Annotated in this window: 16 protein-coding genes and 2 pseudogenes; 13 read left to right on the forward strand and 5 right to left on the reverse strand. The window is 70.3% G+C overall.

Going from position 1 to position 18,543, the window contains the following annotated elements; translation table 11 throughout:
• Window positions 1-39 precede the first annotated feature (39 nt).
• Complete coding sequence (gene dacB / locus ABZ953_RS17160) at window positions 40-1,635, forward strand: D-alanyl-D-alanine carboxypeptidase/D-alanyl-D-alanine-endopeptidase (RefSeq protein WP_361723759.1); 1,596 nt, start codon at window positions 40-42, stop codon at window positions 1,633-1,635.
• On the opposite strand, the gene ABZ953_RS17165 is transcribed toward dacB, so the two are convergent.
• Complete coding sequence (locus tag ABZ953_RS17165; protein ID WP_361723763.1) at window positions 1,556-2,893, reverse strand: MFS transporter; 1,338 nt, start codon at window positions 2,891-2,893, stop codon at window positions 1,556-1,558. The genes dacB and ABZ953_RS17165 overlap by 80 nt on opposite strands.
• A 128-nt stretch (window positions 2,894-3,021) precedes the next feature.
• Here ABZ953_RS17165 and ABZ953_RS17170 point away from each other — a divergent pair, with 128 nt between their 5' ends.
• The 8 genes from ABZ953_RS17170 (at window position 3,022) to ABZ953_RS17205 (ending at window position 12,541) form a co-directional block, all read left to right on the forward strand.
• The gene (locus ABZ953_RS17170; RefSeq protein ID WP_361723766.1) at window positions 3,022-4,020 is read left to right on the forward strand and encodes a LysR family transcriptional regulator; all 999 of its coding nucleotides are present in this window, start codon (window positions 3,022-3,024) and stop codon (window positions 4,018-4,020) included.
• 227 nt (window positions 4,021-4,247) lie between these two features.
• Window positions 4,248-5,024, forward strand: a complete 777-nt coding sequence (locus tag ABZ953_RS17175) for a hypothetical protein (protein ID WP_361723769.1) — start codon at window positions 4,248-4,250, stop codon at window positions 5,022-5,024.
• A complete protein-coding gene (locus ABZ953_RS17180; protein ID WP_361723772.1) occupies window positions 5,021-7,468 on the forward strand; it encodes a glycosyltransferase in 2,448 nt (815 codons plus the stop codon). Before ABZ953_RS17175 ends, ABZ953_RS17180 begins: the two co-directional genes overlap by 4 nt.
• 131 nt (window positions 7,469-7,599) lie before the next feature.
• Window positions 7,600-8,748: an acyltransferase gene (locus ABZ953_RS17185; RefSeq protein ID WP_361723775.1), complete on the forward strand. Its 1,149-nt coding sequence runs from the start codon at window positions 7,600-7,602 to the stop codon at window positions 8,746-8,748.
• Between the two features lie 397 nt (window positions 8,749-9,145).
• Complete coding sequence (locus tag ABZ953_RS17190; protein ID WP_361723778.1) at window positions 9,146-9,742, forward strand: hypothetical protein; 597 nt, start codon at window positions 9,146-9,148, stop codon at window positions 9,740-9,742.
• Between the two features lie 197 nt (window positions 9,743-9,939).
• Entirely contained in the window at window positions 9,940-10,620 is a 681-nt protein-coding gene (locus ABZ953_RS17195; protein WP_361723781.1) for a hypothetical protein, read from the forward strand.
• Window positions 10,617-11,660 (forward strand): hypothetical protein, encoded by a 1,044-nt coding sequence (locus tag ABZ953_RS17200; protein ID WP_361723784.1) that lies wholly within the window; start codon window positions 10,617-10,619, stop codon window positions 11,658-11,660. The genes ABZ953_RS17195 and ABZ953_RS17200 overlap by 4 nt, the downstream gene beginning before the upstream one ends.
• 92 nt (window positions 11,661-11,752) lie before the next feature.
• Window positions 11,753-12,541 (forward strand): hypothetical protein, encoded by a 789-nt coding sequence (locus ABZ953_RS17205; RefSeq protein ID WP_361723787.1) that lies wholly within the window; start codon window positions 11,753-11,755, stop codon window positions 12,539-12,541.
• Between the two features lie 117 nt (window positions 12,542-12,658).
• Here the strand turns inward: ABZ953_RS17205 and ABZ953_RS17210 are convergent.
• Window positions 12,659-12,733: pseudogene (locus tag ABZ953_RS17210) on the reverse strand (DUF397 domain-containing protein); the annotation flags it as partial.
• An 11-nt stretch (window positions 12,734-12,744) separates the two neighbouring features.
• Window positions 12,745-13,353, reverse strand: a pseudogene (locus ABZ953_RS17215) (DUF5753 domain-containing protein); the annotation flags it as partial.
• A gap of 74 nt (window positions 13,354-13,427) precedes the next feature.
• Between ABZ953_RS17215 and ABZ953_RS17220 the strand changes: the two are divergent.
• Window positions 13,428-13,913: an ATP-binding protein gene (locus tag ABZ953_RS17220; RefSeq protein WP_361723790.1), complete on the forward strand. Its 486-nt coding sequence runs from the start codon at window positions 13,428-13,430 to the stop codon at window positions 13,911-13,913.
• Here the strand turns inward: ABZ953_RS17220 and ABZ953_RS17225 are convergent.
• On the reverse strand, window positions 13,897-14,550 hold the full coding sequence (locus ABZ953_RS17225) for an NAD(P)H-binding protein (RefSeq protein ID WP_361723793.1): 654 nt from the start codon (window positions 14,548-14,550) through the stop codon (window positions 13,897-13,899). The two genes, ABZ953_RS17220 and ABZ953_RS17225, sit on opposite strands and share 17 nt — an antisense overlap.
• Before the next feature lie 79 nt (window positions 14,551-14,629).
• Window positions 14,630-15,649, reverse strand: a complete 1,020-nt coding sequence (locus ABZ953_RS17230; protein ID WP_361723796.1) for an EamA family transporter — start codon at window positions 15,647-15,649, stop codon at window positions 14,630-14,632.
• A 270-nt stretch (window positions 15,650-15,919) separates the two neighbouring features.
• On the opposite strand from ABZ953_RS17230, the gene ABZ953_RS17235 reads away from it, so the two are divergent.
• The 3 genes from ABZ953_RS17235 (at window position 15,920) to ABZ953_RS17245 (ending at window position 18,498) form a co-directional block, all read left to right on the forward strand.
• Window positions 15,920-16,438 (forward strand): MarR family transcriptional regulator, encoded by a 519-nt coding sequence (locus ABZ953_RS17235; protein ID WP_361723799.1) that lies wholly within the window; start codon window positions 15,920-15,922, stop codon window positions 16,436-16,438.
• A 206-nt stretch (window positions 16,439-16,644) separates the two neighbouring features.
• Window positions 16,645-16,950 (forward strand): contact-dependent growth inhibition system immunity protein, encoded by a 306-nt coding sequence (locus tag ABZ953_RS17240; RefSeq protein WP_361723802.1) that lies wholly within the window; start codon window positions 16,645-16,647, stop codon window positions 16,948-16,950.
• A 207-nt stretch (window positions 16,951-17,157) separates the two neighbouring features.
• On the forward strand, window positions 17,158-18,498 hold the full coding sequence (locus ABZ953_RS17245; RefSeq protein ID WP_361723805.1) for a nitrate/nitrite transporter: 1,341 nt from the start codon (window positions 17,158-17,160) through the stop codon (window positions 18,496-18,498).
• The last annotated feature ends 45 nt before the right edge of the window (window positions 18,499-18,543 follow it).

Genomic DNA, 18,543 nt, shown 5'->3' on the forward strand with positions numbered 1-18,543 from the left:
TCTGTCGCGGGCCGCCCGAGTCGGGGATGCTCCAGGGTCATGAAGAGACCCGTGAGACGCGTCCACACCCGCATGCGCCACTGGATCTGGCCCGCCGTGCTCGCCGTCGCGGCGGCCGGCCTCTCCGCAGGCTCCCCGGCCGGCGCCGACTCCGACCGCTCGGGACTGCCCGAAGCCATCGACACCATCCTCGGCGACCCCCGCATGGAGGGCGGAGTGGCCAGTGTCGTCGTCGCCGACTCCGCGTCCGGCGACGTCCTGTACCAGCACCGCTCCAGCGGGCGCCTGATGCCCGCCTCCAACACCAAGCTGCTCACCTCGGCGGCCGCCATGGAACTCCTCGGCCCCGACCACCGCTTCACCACGGACGTCCTCTCCGACGGGCCCAGGAACGGCCGGACGCTCCGGGGCGACCTGTACCTGCGCGGCACCGGTGACCCGACGACGCTCGCCAAGGACTACGACCAACTCGCCGCGAAGATCGCCGACTCGGGCATCCGGCGGGTCTCGGGGCGCCTCGTGGCCGACGACACCCGCTTCGACAGCAGGCGCATCGGTGACACGTGGGGCGGCGACGACGAGTCCTCGTACTACGCGGCGCAGATCAGCGCCCTGAGCGTCGCGCCCGACACGGACTACGACACCGGGACGGTCATCGTCGAGGTGGCGCCCGGGGCGCGGGCCGGTGACAAACCGCGCGTGAGCGTGACGCCGAAGACCGACTACGTGGACATCGATCTGCGCGCGACCACCGTCGCCGCGGGCGGCGCCGACACCGTCGCCGTGGAGCGGCAGCACGGCAGGAACACCATCACGGTCAGCGGCACCGTCCCCGTCGGCGGGGGCACCACCAAGGAGTGGGTGACCGTCTGGGAGCCCACGGGATACGCGGCCGCCGTCTTCCGCGACGCCCTCGCCGCGCACGGCGTGCGGGTGAGCGGACCGACCAGGACGGGGACCGCCACGCCGAAGGGCGCCCGGCAACTGGCCTCGCACGACTCCATGCGGCTCAAAGACCTCATGATCCCCTTCATGAAGCTCTCCAACAACATGCACGCGGAGAGCCTCACCAAGGCCATGGGGCACAAGGCGACCGGCAGGCCCGGGAGTTGGGGCGACGGCCTCGCCGCGATCGGCGGGTACCTGAAGACGGCGGGCGTCGACCCCGGCAAGATCCGTCAGGTCGACGGCTCGGGGCTCTCGCGCAAGGACAACGTCGCGGCCGAGCAGTACGTCACGCTGCTGCGCTCGGTGCGGGGCGAACCGTGGTTCGCCGACTGGTACGCGTCCCTGCCGGTGGCGTGCGCCCCGGACAAGTTCACCGGCGGCACGCTGCGCTCGCGGATGTGCGGGACCCCGGCGGCCCTCAACGTGCATGCCAAGACGGGCTCGTTGACGGGGGCGTCCGCACTGTCCGGCTACGTCAAGGACAAGGACGGGCGCGAGCTGGTCTTCAGCATCATCCTGAACAACTACCTGCCGTCGTCCGTGAAGGCACTCGAAGACGCGATCGTGGTGACCCTCGCCTCCTCCACCGGGGACCGGGCCGTGCCGGTCACGCCGCGTTCGACGCGCGCGGCCGAGCGGGGCGGCGGCGAGCTGGAGTGCTCGTGGCGCAAGCCTGTGCGCTGCTGAGCAGCAGAGCGCAGCAGGCGGCGGCGACCGGCACCCCGTAACCCGAGGCGGCGCCCAGGTGCTCCACCGTCCAGCCACCGCCCGCCGCGCCGCACGCGATGCCCCCGAGGAGGCCGGTCACGGCGAGGGTCATGCCCTCGTTCAGCCGCCCCTCGGGGGTACGGCGCTGGACGAGCGTCATGCCGGTGACCATCGTGGGCGCCGTCGCCATCCCGGCGACAAGCAGCGCTCCGGAGAGGGCGATCAGCGAGTCCGCCGCCACTACGGAGAGCAGGGGTAGCGTCATCAGGGCGGCCATCGCGGCGGCGCACAGGAGGTGGCGGCGGCCGAGGGACCCGCGCGGTGTCACGGCTCCGTAGACGAGGCCCGCGGCGCAGGAGCCCGCTGCCTGGAGGGCGAGGACGGCCCCTGCGGCGCCCTTGTGCCCCTGGGTGTCCGCGTAGGCGATCGTGACGACTTCCAGGGAGCCGAAGACGGCTCCGGTGGCGAGGAAGGCGGCAAGGAGGGCAGGCATCCCGCGCGCGCGGAGGGGCGATTTCGCCTCGGCGGACGTACTCGCGGACGTACTCGCGGACGTACTTGTACGGAGTCGGGGTGGGGGTTCGGTCGTGCGCTGGGCGGCGAACACGAGGACGCCGGTGACCAGCAGGATCACGCCCGTCAGGGTGCCCGCCTGGGGGAAGAGCGCGCCGCAGAGGAAGGCCGCGAGGGCCGGGCCGAGCATGAAGCAGAGTTCGTCGGCGGCCTGCTCGAAGGAGTTGGCGGTGTGCACGGCCTGTGCGTCGTCCTTGAGGAGGTGGGCCCAGCGGGCCCGGGACATGCCTCCCGTGTTGGGGGTCGTGGCCGTGGCGGCGTACGACGCGAAGAGCGTCCAGTCGGGCGCTCCGTAGCGCACGCACAGCAGCAGTGAGAGCGAGCCCAGGGCGGCGACGAGGGTGGCGGGGACGGCGACGCGCGCCTGGCCGTGGCGGTCGACGAGACGGGCCGTCCAGGGCGCGACGACGGCGGTCGCCGCGAGGCCGGTGGCGGTGACGGCACCGGCCAGGGCGTACGAACCGCGCGCTCCGGAGATCATGATGACGGCGCTCACGCTGAACATGCCCATGGGCAGGCGCGCGACGAGGTTGCCGACGGTGAAGGCGGTGGCGCCGGGTATCGCGAAGAGGCGGGCGTAGGGGGTGCGGGGGAGGGCGACGCGGGGGCGGGGACGGGAGCGAGGGCGGGAGCGGCGTGGGCGGACCGGAGTGTCGCTGGGCATGGAGCCACCTTCGCCGGGGGTGATCGACGGGGTCCAACACCTTCTGGGTGCCGATTCACGCATCCGCGTTGCAGATTCCTGCGTTGTGGATTCCTGCGATGTGTATTCCTGCGATGTAGGTTCCTGCGATGACCGCAGAACCAGTCGTACGCGGCGGTGGCGTGCGCCGAGACGTGGACCCCCGGCTGCTGCGCGCGTTCGTCGCGGTCGCGGAGGAGCTGCACTTCACCCGGGCGGCCGCCCGGCTGTACGTCGCCCAGCAGGCGCTGAGCCGTGATGTGCGGCGCCTGGAGCGGGAGTTGGGGGCCGAGCTCTTCGCCCGTACGACGCGGCAGGTGACGCTGACCGCCGACGGGGAGCGGCTGCTGCCGTACGTGCGGCGGGTCCTGGCGGCCCAGGACGACCTGGCCGACGCGGTCACCGGCGGGGCCCGGCCGCTGCTCGTCGACGTGAACAGTCCCGGCCTCGTCTTCGGGCGCATCCTGGAACGGGCCCGTGCACTCGCCCCGGAGTGTGAGCTGATGGCCCGCTTCGAGAGCGGGCTCACCGGCGCGGCGGCCGAGATGATCGCAGGGCGCCTCGACGTCTCCTTCGGCCGGTTCGCGGGGCTCGATCCCGCGCTGCGGGCCGAACTCGCCCAACAGCCCGTGCGGTACGAGCCGATGGCCGTGCTGCTGCCGACCGGGCATCCGCTGGCGGAGCTCGCCGCGGTGCCGCTGGACGCGCTCGCGGGCGAGACCGTGTACGCGGGGGCGGGCAACCCCAGGACCCCCGAGTGGACCGACCTCGCACACCGGCTCTTCGAGGGGCGCGGCATCGAGATCGCGCCACCCGCACCGCTCGCCGTCGGCGTCGAGGAATTCGAACGAGTCATGGCGAAGAGCCGGAATCCGGTCCTGGCGGTGGTGGACTTTCCGGCCATGCCGGGGGCCGAGCTGCGGCCGCTGACCGATCCCGTCCCGCTCTCCCCGGTCTCGCTGGTATGGCGAAAAGGCCTTGTGCACCCGGGTTTCACCGCCCTGCGAGCGGCTGCCGCGGCGCTCGCCGCCGAGGAACGGTGGTTGGAGATGCCCGCGAACGCGTGGGTACCCGCCGCAGATTCACTCATCATGATGAGTCGGCGCTGACTGATAAGCACATCGCGATTCCACCGCGTACACATGTCTCAAGTGCACTGGCACAAGGCAGTGCACAAGGGGGAGCGCGCGGACCGGGTGGGGGCCCGGTCCGGACAGCGGACATTCATGGCCGCACACGCACCCCGAGCCAGTTATGTGGGGGTTTGTACGTGCGCATGGAAACGTGGCAAGAAGCTGCCCGACCAGGACATACCCATGATCCGAACGAAGTCACCGTGCAGATCGACGGCCTGGGGCGACAACTTGCGGACCTGCCCGCCGAACCCGGTCAGGAGGGCGCGGCCGACGGCCCGGTCTTCGTCGACGCGACGGGCCGGCGCGGCCGCAGGTACCGCCGGTTCGGAGTGATCGTCGGCATCGCCTGCGCGGTGTACGCGGCGGTCATCGTCGGCACGCTGTTCTCCGGCAACTCCAGCGCGCCCTGGCTGCCCATGCCGGGCCCCAAGGACGACAGGCCTGCGAGCACGGTGGACGTGCCGCCCGGCCGCTCGGCGGCTCCGGCCGGTCCGGGCACCCCGGCCCGTGCGGCCCCGTCGGCCGACGCGACGGACGACACCGGCGCGGCACCCGAGATCGGCATCGGCGGCGGGCCCGCCCCCTCCCGGTCCGAGGACGGCGACGCGACCGGCGCGCGGCCCGGCCCCGCCGCCGCGGACCGCGACGACAAGCCCGCCCCGGCCCCGGGCCCGACGGGCGGAGCCCCCGCCCCGGCCCCGACCGGCGGCACCGCGGGCCCGCACCCCGCCCCGACCGAGCCGACCGCCCCGCCCGCCGACCCGCCGCCGGGGCCCCCGGTGCCCGGGGCCGACGGAAGTGGCGGGAGCGGTGGGGGCGGCAGCGGAGGTGCCGGTGGGGGCGGTACGGGTGCTGGCGGTGGCTCTGGCGGTGGCAGTGGCAGTGGCGGGGAGGTTCCCGTGGTCTACACGCCTCCGGGTGCCGCCCGCGCCGCCGCCGCGGACACCGGGCCGTCCGCGGGGGGCGTGCAGCGATGAACTCCCGTACGGCCGGGAGCTGGTCGGACCGCTTCCGGATCGGCGGAACCCGGGCCGATCGTGCCCGGACCCGTCAGGCTCAGCCCCGTCAGACTCAGTCCCGTCAGGCTCAGTCCCGTCAGGCTCAGCTCCAACATGCTCAGCCCCGTCGTGCGCAGAGCCGCCGCGCCGAACGCCACGGTGAGGGTGAGGGGACACCCGTCGGCCCACCTGGCACGTACTCCAGTACGCCGGGCCCACCCGGCGCACCCACCCCGCCCAGCCCACCCGGCGCACCCACCCCGCCCGCAGCGCCCCGTCGCAACCGCCGCCGTCGCCTGCCCCTGCGCTACCTGCTGCCCTCCCTGCTCCTCGTCGCGCTGCTCGCGATGCTGATGCTGCGCGGGTACGTGCACAGCGAGATACTCGCCGACCACCGCGTCAGGCCCCCGGCGCCCACGGACCACGTACCGCGCAAGATCCTGGAGGGCGGCCCGGTCATCGACACCCGGGGCGGGCGCGAGGCCACGCTGAGCGTGCCCGACCACCGGCTCGTGCTGACCTTCGACGACGGCCCCGACCCGAAGTGGACGCCCAAGATCCTCGACGTCCTCGAGGAGCACCACGCCCACGCCGTCTTCTTCGTCACCGGCACCATGGCCTCGCGCCATCCGGACCTCGTCCAGCGCATGGTGGACGAGGGGCACGAGGTCGGCCTGCACACGTTCAACCACCCTGACCTCTCCTACCGGTCGACCGGCCGCATCGACCGGGAACTGGCGCAGAGCCAGCTCGCCCTCGCGGGCGCCGCCGGTATCCGGACCTCGCTCTTCCGCCCGCCGTACTCGTCCTTCGCGTACGCGATGGACGACAAGTCGTACCCCGTCACCCGGTACGTGGGCGGCCGTGGCTACCTCACCGTCGTCAACGACACCGACAGCGAGGACTGGAAGCGCCCCGGCGTCGAGGCGATCGTCCGCCGGGCCACGCCCCGGGGCGGCGAGGGCGCCGTGGTCCTCATGCACGACTCCGGCGGCGACCGCTCCCAGACCGTCGCGGCGCTCGACCGCTTCCTGCCCGAACTGCGGCAGCAGGGCTACGAGTTCAGAAACCTCACCGAGGCCCTGGGCGCGCCCAGCGCCCACACCCGGGTGACCGGCGTCGAGCGGTGGAAGGGGAAGGCGTGGGTCCTCCTGGTCGGCGCCTCCGAGCACCTCACCGACGCGCTCGTCGTGGCACTCGTCGTCATCGGCGTGCTGGTCTTCACCCGCTTCGGACTGATGCTGCTGCTCTCCGCGGTGCACGCGCGCCGAGTACGGAAGCGGAACTTCCGCTGGGGCCCGCAGATCACCGAGCCTGTCTCGGTCCTGGTCCCGGCCTACAACGAAGCCAAGTGCGTCGAGGCGACGGTCCGTTCCCTGACGGCGGGCGACCACCCCATCGAGGTCATCGTCATCGACGACGGCTCGTCGGACGGCACGGCGCTCCTCGTGGAAGGGCTGCACCTGCCGGGCGTACGCGTCATACGCCAGGAGAACGCGGGCAAACCCGCCGCCCTCAACCGCGGCATGGCCAACGCCCGCTTCGACATCATCGTGATGATGGACGGCGACACCGTCTTCGAGCGATCCACCGTCCGCGAACTCGTGCAGCCCTTCGGCGACCCGTGCGTGGGCGCCGTCGCGGGCAACGCGAAGGTCGGCAACCGCGACTCCCTCATCGGCGCCTGGCAGCACATCGAGTACGTGATGGGCTTCAACCTCGACCGCCGGATGTACGACGTGCTGCGCTGCATGCCGACCATCCCGGGCGCGGTCGGCGCGTTCCGGCGCTCCGCCCTTAAGCGGGTCGGCGGCATGAGCGACGACACGCTCGCCGAGGACACCGACATCACCATGGCGCTGCACCGCGACGGCTGGCGGGTCGTGTACGCGGAGCGGGCGCGCGCCTGGACCGAGGCCCCGGAGTCGGTCCAGCAGCTCTGGTCCCAGCGCTATCGCTGGTCGTACGGCACGATGCAGGCGATCTGGAAGCACCGCAGGGCGGTCGTCGAGTCAGGCCCCTCCGGCCGGTTCGGCCGGGTCGGCCTGCCGCTGGTGTCGCTGTTCATGGTCCTGGCCCCGCTCCTCGCCCCACTGATCGACGTGTTCCTCCTCTACGGCCTGGTCTTCGGCCCCACCCAGAAGACGATCGCCGCGTGGCTCGGCGTGCTCGCGGTGCAGGCGGTCTGCGCGGCATGGGCCTTCCGCCTGGACCGCGAACGACCGTCCCACCTGATCGCGCTGCCCCTCCAGCAGATCCTCTACCGGCAGTTGATGTACGTCGTGCTGCTCCAGTCCTGGATCACCGCACTCACCGGAGGCCGACTCCGCTGGCAGAAGCTCCGGCGTACGGGGGCGGTGGCGGCGCCCGTCGCCATTCCTCGCCGACGGCCGGGCGTTCATGAGCGGAGGCCGGTCGGATGAACCATGGCTACGTACCGGAACGCGTACCCGAACGTGCTCCCGAGGCTGTGTCCCAGGTCGCGCCGGAGACTGCGGCCGTGCCCGTGCCCGTGCCCGTGCCTGTGCCTGTGCCCGTGCCTGTACCTGTACCTGTGCCTGGGAAGCAGCCGGGCGGCCGCGACCGCTACCTCGACCTCCTCCGCTCCCTCGCGCTCGTCCGCGTCGTCCTGTACCACCTCTTCGGCTGGGCCTGGCTGACCATCGTCTTCCCCTCCATGGGGGTGATGTTCGCGCTGGCGGGCTCACTGATGGCGCGTTCCCTGAAGCGTCCGGCGCGGGAAGTGATCAAGGGCCGCGTCCGCCGCCTGCTGCCTCCGATGTGGGTGTTCGGCGCGGCGGTGCTCTTCCTGCTCTTCGCGGGCGGCTGGGACGTCTCCGAGGACCCCGACCTCGGTGGCACTTGGGGCCTGCTGTCGTTGGCCAACTATGTGTTCCCGGTGGGCGCGCCGCCGTACCCCTGGCACCTTGGCTCTCCGACGGGCCTCCTGGAGGACACCTGGGCGGACCAGGCGGTGGGCCCGCTCTGGTACATCCGCGCGTACCTGTGGTTCGTCATCGCGTCCCCCCTGCTGCTGCGGGCGTTCCGGAAGCTTCCGTGGGCGACGCTGCTCGCACCGCTGGCGCTGACGGCGGTGGTCGGCACCGGCGTCGTCACGATCCCCGGCGAGACGGGCAACGCGATCTCTGACTTCGCGGTCTACGGCAGCTGTTGGGTCCTTGGCTTCGCACACCAGGAGGGTCTGCTGGCCCAGGTCCCCCGCTACCTGGCGGTGTCGGCGGCAGCCCTCGTCATGGCGTTCGGCCTGTGGTGGGCGTCGGGCCATCCCGGTCCGGACGGCTGGGATCTGAACGACATCCCGCTGGCGCAGGCGACGTGGTCGTTCGGGTTCGTGGTCATCCTGCTCCAGTACGCGCCGTCGTGGCGGGAGTTGCTGGGAAGGCTGGCGAAGTGGGACAAGCTGGTCACGCTCTCCAACAATCGCGCGGTCACGATCTACCTCTGGCACAACCTCCTCATCATGGCGACGGTGCCGATCATCGACATGGCGTACGACCTGCCGCTCATGGCGGACGAACGCTGGAGCGCGGCGCTCGACTCGACGTACATGCTGTGGATGACCGTGCTGGTCTGGCCGTTGATCGGCCTGATGGTGGTGGCCGTGGGCTGGGTCGAGGACCTGGCGGCGAAGCGGAAGCCGAGGTTGTGGCCGTCCGTCTCCCGGCCCTCTTCGCGGTGTTAGCGGTGTTAACGGAGGCTCAGCAGCGAAGTGGGGCGGTTGTCGGGATATCGGTGACCGATCCAATGCGTTGCGCGACTGTTACGTATGAATTGGCGACCGCATTCGGCTGAAATGCCGTGGTAAATGCGGTCGTTGGGAACTCCTGACCCATGGGCCACGGCTGCACCACAGGCCCCAGAATTCACTCCAGCGAACGCCGCCCTCGGCAAGAACTGCTGCCCCTGGCGCGATCGGACTGCATTCCGCGCAAAGCGTTGCATTCGCCAACACTCGGTCGGTGGCGGACCGTAACGATCTCGACGCCCACTGGAGCCGACTCCTAAGCTGACGGCTCTCCCTGCCGCTTGCCGGTCCATCATGTGCCGAGCGGTGGACCCACCTCTGCCAGGAGATCTCTTTGCTTTACAGGAAGACCGCGCTGCGCGTCGCCGCCCCCGTCGCCGTACTGGCCCTCGCGCTCACCGCCTGCGGTGGCGGTGACGACAAGAAGTCGGACGACAAGAAGGCGGACGCGCCCAAGTCCCAGAACAAGCCGGCGGAGCCCACCGCGCTGAAGGCCGGGGAGACCACCACGGGCAAGGTCAAGGAGGGCGACGCGACCGTCACGTACGACGTCGCCGCCCAAAAGGTCGACGTGGGCACGGAGGCCGAGACCAAGAAGCTGGTCTCGGACCCGAAGGACGCGAAGGGCCTGGTCGTGGCCACCGCCCACATGAAGATCACGCACAAGGGCGGCGCCCCGCTCAAGGACACCCCGGACGTCGCGGAGACGACGGAGATCTACGCGGACGGCACCCGCGGCGGCCTGCTCATCGGCGCCGCCGAGGACGCGCCGGGTTGCGAGGACGAGTTGGACCTGGAGGGCTGGAAGACGGGCGAAAGCCACGTGCTCTGCGAGACGTACCTGGTTCCGGCGGGTTCGAAGTCTCTTGAGGTCCACTGGGCCGAGAAGGAGGACGGGAAGCCCGTGATCTGGAAGCTTGCGGGAGCGTAGTGATCGAGCGGGGAGTGGCCGGGCGGCGGCCCGGCCACTCCCCGTTCCCGTTGTCCCCTTCCTTGCACCCGTTTTCCTTGCCCCCGTTGTGCCCGTTGCTCCCATTCCCGCCCGGTGAACCCGCCGCTGGCATGGCTCAGCGCTCATGGATAGCTTGGTTCACTCCACCCACTCCACCCCCCCCACAGGAGCTGACCGTGAAACGCCGCCCCACCTTGCTCGCCGCGACCGCCCTGGCTGCCGTCGCAGTCGTCTCGCTGTCGGCCTGCGGAGGGAGCGACGGAGACGCGAAGGACAGCGACAAGATCGCGGGAGCGGACTCGGGATCGGGCTCGGGCTCGGGTGACAAGCAGAGCAAGTCGCCGTCCGCCGGGGCGTCCGACGACGGGGTCGCTCGTCCGGAGGTCAAGTTGCCCAAGGGCGTGAAGAACGTCTTCGAGGGTGGCAAGACCGGGGATCCGAAGAAGGACGCCGTGCTGGCGGACAACGCGCGGTGGGTCGATTCGCTGATCGAGGCGGTCACCGTCCAGGCCAAGGACCACCCGGCGCTGAAGTTCTACGCGGCGGGCGACGGTCTGATCTCGTCGGCGGAGTACATCCAGGGGTTCCAGGAGAAGAAGAAGACCTTCGTCGGGACCATTCGGTACTACGACCGTAAGGTCACCTTCCTCAAGGACGGTGTCGCGGCGGTGTCGTACTGCAAGGACGGCACCAAGACGTACCCCAAGGACCTGAAGACCGGTACGGTGGACAGGTCGATCAAGGCCTCGCCGAGCGACTACGCCTTCGTCAACACCCGTGTGAAGAAGAACGGAAAGGGCGTGTGGCAGACAGATTCCGTCACGTCCACGACGGCATCTGAGAAGTGCACGCCGTGAGGGTTTGGAAGGCGTCGCCCAGCTGGCTCGCCCCTGGCCTCGCGGTGGCTGTGGCGCTGATCCCCGCAACTGCCCACGCCGGAGGCGGCGACACCGTGGGCGGCGGCGACATCGGGCACCAACAGCAGTCCCAGGGCACTCGCCAAGGCAAGAACCTCGGCATCCAGACCAAGATCCAGACAACGGTCGAAGGCAGCCCGCAGTCCGCGAAGACCGGCACGCTGACGCCCGCCAACAGCAACTGGGACCCGCCGGCCTGCTGGTACGAACCCGCCTACACCCCGAAGCAGATCGAGGCCACGGTCAAGGCGATCCGGCACGTGAAGGTCTTCGGGATCGGTGACCTCGTGGGCGGGATCTTCGACTCGTACTTCAAGGAAGGCCACCCCTACAAGGGCTACAACCTCGACAAGCAGGGCGACGGGCAGTTCTGGGCGGCGGCCGTCGACGACAAGCGCAAGGACGAACCCGGCGCCAAGGCTTGCGACCGACTCCCGTTCTGGGTGGCGGACGGCGAGACGCCGAAGGAGCCGCTGGCGGTCACGCCCAAGATCCTGGCCGAGTACGCGTACGGTCAACTCCCGGTCCCCGACACCGAGATCAAGATGGCGCCCGAGGGCGAGACGAAGGTCAACCTGCCGACCTGGGTGTGGCTGGACAAGGCCAGGTTCAAGAAGGTCGCGGTGACCGCGAGTCTCCCGGGGACGGACCTGTCCGCGACGACCACCGCCGAGCCGGTCTCCCTGAAGATCGAGCCGGGAACGGGCGACGCCGAGACGTACCCCGCCTCCGGCGAGTGCCCCATCGAGAACGGCCGCATCGGCTCGCCCCGCGCCAAGGGCACGCCTGCGGACACGGATCCGCCGTGCGGAGTGCGGTATCTGCGGTCGTCGGGCGACGGCCCGTACGAGCTCCAGGCCACCCTCACGTGGAAGGTGAGCTGGACGAGCACGACGGGGGAGGGCGGCGATCTGCCCGCAGGTGAGTTCGGTGCGGCGCAGGATGTGCTCGTACGAGAGGTTCAGTCGGTCAATCGGTAGGACGGGCGAGGCTGGTCGCGGGAAGTCGACCAGAGGATGGGGACGTCGTGGGCAGCGGGCGGGTGCGGGTCAGTAGTGGTCAGGTGCGGAGGATGTTCCGGCTGATGGCGAGCGGGGAGCCGGTCGTGCTGACCAGCCCCATGTCCTCGCTGAAGAAGGTGTCGAGACTCGCCTTCGTCGCCGAGCAGTTCGGCTACCAGTACGTGGACGCCCGCTACTCCGGCGGCCGCAACGCCCAGCTCCAGCTGTTCATCGCCCCCGACCCGAGCCCTCAGGCGCGGCGGCGGGCGGCCCAGTCCTGGGCCATGTACCCGCACGCCGCCGAGGCCGGTGCGCTTCCTCCCTTGCAGCCCGAGGCAGTGGAACTGCTCAAGGCCCGCGCCAAGTTCGACCTCACCGGCAAGAACGCCGAGCAGCGCATGCTGTACGGCATCGGCGGCGTCACCTTGGCCTCGGTGATTCTGGCGTTCCGCTTCGGCGGCGAGAGCGGCGACTTCGTCATCGCGGGGGTCATCTGGGCCGCCCTGATGGTCCTCGTGGGCATCGGCTTCGTCGTCAACCGCCATCGCAACGCGAAGTTCGCGGCGCGGTTGCAGGGGATGGGGTTCGTGCCGGTGACGGATGAAACGGGTCGGCTTCGCTATCTGCCACCGGGTTCGCAGGTGGGCCCGCCTTTGGGGACGCCTCTGGGGGCGCCGGTGTACCCGAGTGCTTATCCGCCCTCGACCCCTTCTCCGTATGCGCAAGGGCCGTACGCGCCTCAGATGCCACAACAGTACGGACAGCCGCAGCAGCCGTACGGTCAGTACGGTCAGCCCAACCCCAACCCCAACCCCTACACCGCTCCCCACCCCGGCCCGCAATATCCTCCGTCGGCTTAGCGGGGCGTGGGCTGCTGCCTGGTTTCCTTGAGCGCTCGTAGGAGGGCGTGCAGGGGAGTGGGGGTTTGTGGTGAGGATGGTCTCGGGGGTGTCGCTTTCGCGGAGGCGGATCGTGGTGGGGGTGGGGGCGGCTACGTAGACGCAGTTCGAGGAGTCGCCACTGAAGGTCGACTTCTGCCATTGGGGTCGCATGAGGGCTTCTCTCAGGGTTGCTGGGCGAGGTGGTGGATGAGGTCGCGTGACGCGCGCGGGGTGAGCGCGCCGTGCTCCAGCCGGTCCAGTACGGTGCGGTACTTCGCCAACTGTGCCTCCCCGTCCAGGAACTCGCACCCGTGGTGTGTGTCCAGCTGCACCGTGTCGAGTTGTGGAACGGCTCCGGCGAGGTAGTCGACGGACTGTCCGGTCCCAGGGAAGGCGGCGTTCCCGAAAGGGATGACCCGGATCGTGACGTCGGGCAGCTCGCTCATGTCGACAAGATGGCGCAGCTGGGCGCGGCTGGTGGTGGGGCCGCCGAAGCCCATGCGCAGGGCGGACTCGTGGATCGTCGCCGCGTACGGGGTGGGGGAGTCCCTGTGGAGTACTTCCTGGCGTTTGATGCGGTGTGTGAGGCGGTGCTCGATCTCGTACTGGCGCATGGGCGGGACCACGGTGCGGAAGAGGGCGCGGGCATGTTCCGTGGTCTGTAGGAGTGCGGGAATGTGGATGACTAGCGCGACTCGGAACTGCCGTGCGTGGTGCTCCAGTTCGGCCAGGTCGATCAGGCTGACGGGGAGGTGTTCCCGGTACTCGTCCCACCGGCCCCGTTTACGGCGGGAAGAGCGCCGCATCACGGCGGCATCGCCCCCGTCGGACGCCAAGAGGGCCCCCTTCCTCCCAGGAGCCATCCATGGTCACCGTAGCCCCACCCGAAGGCTGGTCCTACGCGCTTCATCTGCCCCACGACCCCCGTGCCCCGCGCGTCGCCCGTATGACTCTGCGGGCAGCCCTCGTCGGGCACGTCATGACCGAACTCGGAGACGTCGCAGAGCTGTTGACGTCCGAGCTGGTCACCAATGCCTACCGGCATGCAAAAGGCCCCGCCTCGCTGCGGCTGCGTTCCGTGCGGGCGGGGCGGCTTCGGGTGGGGGTGTGGGACACCAGTTCCCATATTCCGGCCCCCTTCGACAAGCCGCCCGGATCCCTCGGGGGTCACATGGCGGCGCCCCCCTCGGAGGACTCCGGTGGCGGGCGGGGGCTGCATCTCGTATGCGAGTGTGCCGATTCGTGGGGTGGGTGGCTGCTGGGACAGGAACTCACCGGCAGCGGAGGCAAGTTGCTGTGGTTTGAGCTGGAACGCGGAAGGGATCGTAGAGAGGTCAGTATCCGACCGTGAACCGTGCGCGGTGGTGGGCCGGGCTTTCCGCCTCGTCCAGGAGCGCTATCGCGTAGTCCTCCATCGAGATGGCCGAGTTGCCGTCCGCGTCCACCAGCAGTTCGTCCTTGGCGAGGCGGAACGTGCCTGTGCGGATGCCGGGCTCGAAGAGGGCCGCGGGGCTCAGATACGTCCAGTCCACGTCCGTGTCCGTCGTGCGGAGCGCGTCGTACTGGGCGTTGGATGCCTCGGCTATGTGGCGCCAAGCCGCGGGGACGTAGCGCGGGACGTCGATCGCGAGGACCCCGTCCGTGCCGGGCACCGTGAGGCTGCCCGCGCCGCCGACCACCAGCAGGCGGACGCCGGTGCCGGACAGGCCCGTGAGCAGTGACTTGGAGATGGCGGCGTGGTCGCCCTCGCGGCCCGGAGCCGGTCTGGTCGCATTGACCATCAGGTCCTGGTGTGCGCTCAACTCCCTTACGTCGTACGGGTTCCCCGCGTCGCCCGTGCGGTGCTCGGCGCGGGGGTGCAGCTCCGTGAAGCGGGCGGCGTCGCGGGCCACGGCGGTGACCTTGTGGCCCCGGGAGAGCGCTTCGGTGACGACGCGGCTGCCGGTGTTTCCTGCTGCTCCGAAGACGGTGATGCGCAGGGGGTTCATGGGATTGCTCCTTGGGGCTGGGGCTGGGGCGGATCGGCGGGGATGGTCTTGGGGTTCTCGGGAACGTTCGAGGGAGGCGTCAGCTCGACTTGGGCTTTCGGGGGCCGGTGTTCCTGGCCTGGCCGAGGAGCACGCTGGCCAGTACCAGGGCCAGGCCCACGAGTTGCCACACGGTCAGCGTCTGGCCCAGGAGCAGCAGGCCCGCGAGTGTGGCGACCACCGGGTTGGTCAGGCCGAGGAACGAGACCGAGGACGCGGGGAGGCGTTCGATGCCGCGGAACCACAGGGCGTACGCGATGGCCGTGCCGATGATGCCGAGGTAGGCGTATCCGGCGATGTTGGCGCCGGTGAAGTGGTCGGGCAGGCCCTCGGCGGTGAGGGCGACGGGGGCCAGGACCAGGCCGCCCGCGGTCAACTGCCAGCCTGTCAGGGCCAGGAGCGAGACTCCCTCGGGGCGCCCCCACCGCTTGCTCAGCACTACGGCGAAGGCCATCAGTGTCGTGGCCGTCAGCATGGCGATGATCCCCGCGAGGTCGACCACCGCGCTGCCGCGCAGGACGAGGAGGGCGACGCCCGCGACTCCGACGAGTCCCGCGATCAACGTACGACGGGTGGGGCGCACCTTCAGTACGCCGACCCCGAAGCCCGCCACGAGGAGCGGCATGACCGCGCTGATCGTCGAGGCGACGCCGCCGGGCAGGTGGTAGGCGCCGAAGAAGACGAGCGGGAAGAAGGCGCCGAAGTTGAGCACACCGAGCACGGCGGCCTTCCACCACCAGTCGCCGCGCGGCAGTCGCCGGGTGAGGGCGAGGAGGATGAGCCCGGCGGGCAGTGCGCGCAGGGCGGCGGCGAGCAACGGGCGGTCGGCGGGGAGGAGTTCGGTGGTGGTGACGTAGGTGGTACCCCAGGTCGCGGGGCCGATGGCGGCGAGGGCGGCGATGCCTGCGGCGGCTTTGGCGGAGGGGCGGGATGCCGACGTCGGGGTCGGAGCCGGGGCCGAGGGCGGGGCCGGGGGCGGGGTCGAGAGGCTTCGGGCGCCGGTCGCACGGTGCGTGCCGGTGCCGGTGCCGGTGCTGGTGCTGCTGCTGGTGATGGACATGAGCTCCCCCTCGACGTTCCCTTGAACGCTGTTATTCTCAACGTTGAGATAAATATGAGCCCTGGGTCTGCGAACGTCAAGTATCTGAACGTTGAGAGATTGCGTCGACGGATCTGGCTCCGACGCAGGAGGAGGACGTCCATGGCTGCTCGGAAGGCCGTTGAAGCCGTTGGCCAGGTGGAAGCCGTTGGTCAGGTTGAAGCCGTCGGCCAGGTTGAAGCCGTTGGCCAGGAGGTCGCGGAGGCCACGTTCCCAGCGGAGGCCGCAGACGTGGCCGACTCCGCGGACGCCATCGACGAGTTGCGCGGTCAATGGCGCCGCGAACGCCCCGACCTGGACCTTTCCCACCTCGACGCGATGGCCCTGGTGGGCCGCATCAAGCGCGCCGACCACCTGCTGAGCAAGGGCATGAAGCGGGTCTTCGCCGAGTACAACCTGGAGTTCGCGGAGTTCGACGTCCTCGCCACGCTCCGCCGGGTCGGCGCCCCGCACGAACTGACCGCGGGCGGCCTCCTCAAGACGGCGATGGTGACCTCCGGAGCCATCACCAACCGCCTCGACAAGCTGGAACGCAAGGGCCTGATCGAACGCCGCCCGGACCCCGACGACCGCCGCGCCATCCGCGTCCGCCTCACCGACGCGGGCAAGGACCTGGTCGACCGCGCGGTGGTCGACCACGTGGCGAACGAGAACGACATGCTGGCGACTCTGACCCCGGAAGAACGCACGACCCTCGACGGGGCGCTGCGCCGCCTGCTGATCTCGCTGGGGGACACGCATCTGGGCTGAGGCGGGACTGCGTCGAGCCGCGACAGGCCCGTGCACAGCTCTCACGGGCGGACAGCCGATCAGAATTGAAGCGATGGGTTTCGTGTTTGCCGAGCTTCCCGAAACTTCTGCGTTCCTACGTGTCGACGTGGGTCAAGAACCATTCCCGTGACGGAGTGCTGATGCCCCCGGGGGACCTGGACACGACTGAGGTTCCTTCCCGTGCCATGAGGTCGGCCATCAGCCGGTTGATGAGGGGCGGCTTTCACCAGGACTGCCTGGACCTCTTTCCGGACCGCGACGCTGTGGTGGACGGCTACTTCGTGGGCGAGCAGCCCGAATACGCTCGCGAGATGCTGCGTGACATCGAGGCGCTGCGGTCCGTCGCTCCGACCGATGACGGGTTGGAGGAGGCTTTGTCCGGGATGGACTGCGGGTTGCTCGCGCCGCCGGACATGACCTCATGGGAGTGGATGCGGCGCATTGAGGACCGGCTCCGGCGCAAGGTGAGGGAGTGGGAGGGGCGGGCGTGATACCGCTGGCGTGATACGCAGCCCCGCCCCTCCCGGGCCCCCGGGCCCTTTCGCCCCCCGCCCCCTCACCACCCCACCCCACCCCCCGTGAGAGCAACGTTCCCCCACGGTCACCGGAGGCCATGAGGGGGAAATGCGGGGTGCCTAGCTTGGGGAGGTGTTGGCCGGTGGCCGTGGGGCGGCTGGGGAGACCTCTGGAGGCGTGTGATGTGGATCGAGCGGTGGGACCCGGAGGATGAGGGGTTCTGGAAGGACGGGGGCGGGGAGCGGGTCGCGCGGCGGAACCTGGCGTTTTCCGTGCTGTCCGAGCACATCGGGTTCTCCGTGTGGAGTCTGTGGTCGGTGATGGTCCTGTTCATGGGGCCCGAGTACGGGATCGACGCCGCCGGGAAGTTCTTCCTCGTGTCGATGGCCACCCTCGTCGGGGCCGTCGTCCGCGTTCCGTACACCTTCGCCGTGGCCCGGTTCGGGGGGCGCAATTGGACCGTCATCGCCGCCACCCTGCTGCTCCTGCCGACCGTCGCCGCCTTCGTCGTCATGGAGCCGGGGACGTCGTACGGCACCTTCATGGTGTGTGCGCTGCTCACCGGCATCGGCGGCGGCAACTTCGCCTCCAGCATGACCAACATCAACTCCTTTTTCCCGCTGCGGCAGAAGGGGTGGGCCCTCGGGCTCAACGCCGGGGGCGGCAACATCGGCGTGCCCGTGGTGCAGCTCGTCGGGCTCGCCGTCATCGGGGCGGGCGGCGGTCCGCGCCTGGTGCTCGGGATCTACATCCCGCTCGTCCTCGTCTCCGCCGTCTGCGCCTTCCTCTTCATGGACAGCATCTCGTCCGTCCGCAACGACACGGGGGCGGTCAAGGCCGCGGCCCGGGACCCGCACACGTGGATCATGTCGTTCCTGTACGTGGGGACGTTCGGGTCGTTCATCGGGTACGGGTTCGCCTTCGGGCTCGTCCTGCAGACGCAGTTCGGGCGCACGCCCCTGGAGGCCGCCCAGCTGACGTTCGTCGGGCCGCTGCTCGGCTCGCTGATCCGGCCCGTCGGCGGACGCCTCGCCGACCGGTTCGGCGGGGCGCGCATCACCCTGGGGAACTTCCTCGGGATGGGGGCCGCGACCGGCGTGGTCGTCGTCGCGTCCGTACGGGAGTCCCTGCCGCTGTTCGTCGGCGCGTTCGTCGCACTGTTCGTGCTCACCGGGCTCGGCAACGGATCGACGTACAAGATGATCCCCGGGATCTTCCAGGCGAAGGCCGAGGCCAAGGGGCTCACGGGGGACGAGGCCGCGGCGTACGGGCGGCGGCTCTCCGGGGCGGCGATGGGGCTGATCGGGGCCGTCGGCGGGCTCGGTGGGCTCGGCATCAACCTCGCCCTGCGGCAGTCCTTCCGTACGGTGGGCTCCGGCACCGGGGCCTACGTCGCCTTCCTCCTCTTCTACGGGGTGTGCTCCCTCGTCACCTGGGCCGTATACCTTCGGGGAGCGGCGGCCCGCACGGCCGGTGCGACCGACACGCAGGAGAAGCCGCAGCTCAGCTACGCCGAAGTGTGACGTAACACGGCGGACATCGGGGCGAACCGGGTCCGTCACGCGCCG

Source organism: Streptomyces sp. NPDC046465 (assembly GCF_040646035.1).
Lineage (GTDB): Bacteria > Actinomycetota > Actinomycetes > Streptomycetales > Streptomycetaceae > Streptomyces.

Excerpts from the sequence above, each read along its gene's own strand:
- ABZ953_RS17180 (WP_361723772.1), top strand. The coding sequence starts at position 5,021 with ATGAACTCCCGTACGGCCGGGAGCTGGTCGGACCGCTTCCGGATCGGC.
- ABZ953_RS17205 (WP_361723787.1), top strand. The coding sequence starts at position 11,753 with ATGTTCCGGCTGATGGCGAGCGGGGAGCCGGTCGTGCTGACCAGCCCC.
- ABZ953_RS17245 (WP_361723805.1), top strand. The coding sequence starts at position 17,158 with ATGTGGATCGAGCGGTGGGACCCGGAGGATGAGGGGTTCTGGAAGGAC.
- ABZ953_RS17240 (WP_361723802.1), top strand. The coding sequence starts at position 16,645 with ATGAGGTCGGCCATCAGCCGGTTGATGAGGGGCGGCTTTCACCAGGAC.
- ABZ953_RS17225 (WP_361723793.1), bottom strand. The coding sequence starts at position 14,550 with ATGAACCCCCTGCGCATCACCGTCTTCGGAGCAGCAGGAAACACCGGC.
- ABZ953_RS17170 (WP_361723766.1), top strand. The coding sequence starts at position 3,022 with ATGACCGCAGAACCAGTCGTACGCGGCGGTGGCGTGCGCCGAGACGTG.
- ABZ953_RS17230 (WP_361723796.1), bottom strand. The coding sequence starts at position 15,649 with ATGTCCATCACCAGCAGCAGCACCAGCACCGGCACCGGCACCGGCACG.
- ABZ953_RS17165 (WP_361723763.1), bottom strand. The coding sequence starts at position 2,893 with ATGCCCAGCGACACTCCGGTCCGCCCACGCCGCTCCCGCCCTCGCTCC.
- ABZ953_RS17220 (WP_361723790.1), top strand. The coding sequence starts at position 13,428 with ATGGTCACCGTAGCCCCACCCGAAGGCTGGTCCTACGCGCTTCATCTG.
- dacB (WP_361723759.1), top strand. The coding sequence starts at position 40 with ATGAAGAGACCCGTGAGACGCGTCCACACCCGCATGCGCCACTGGATC.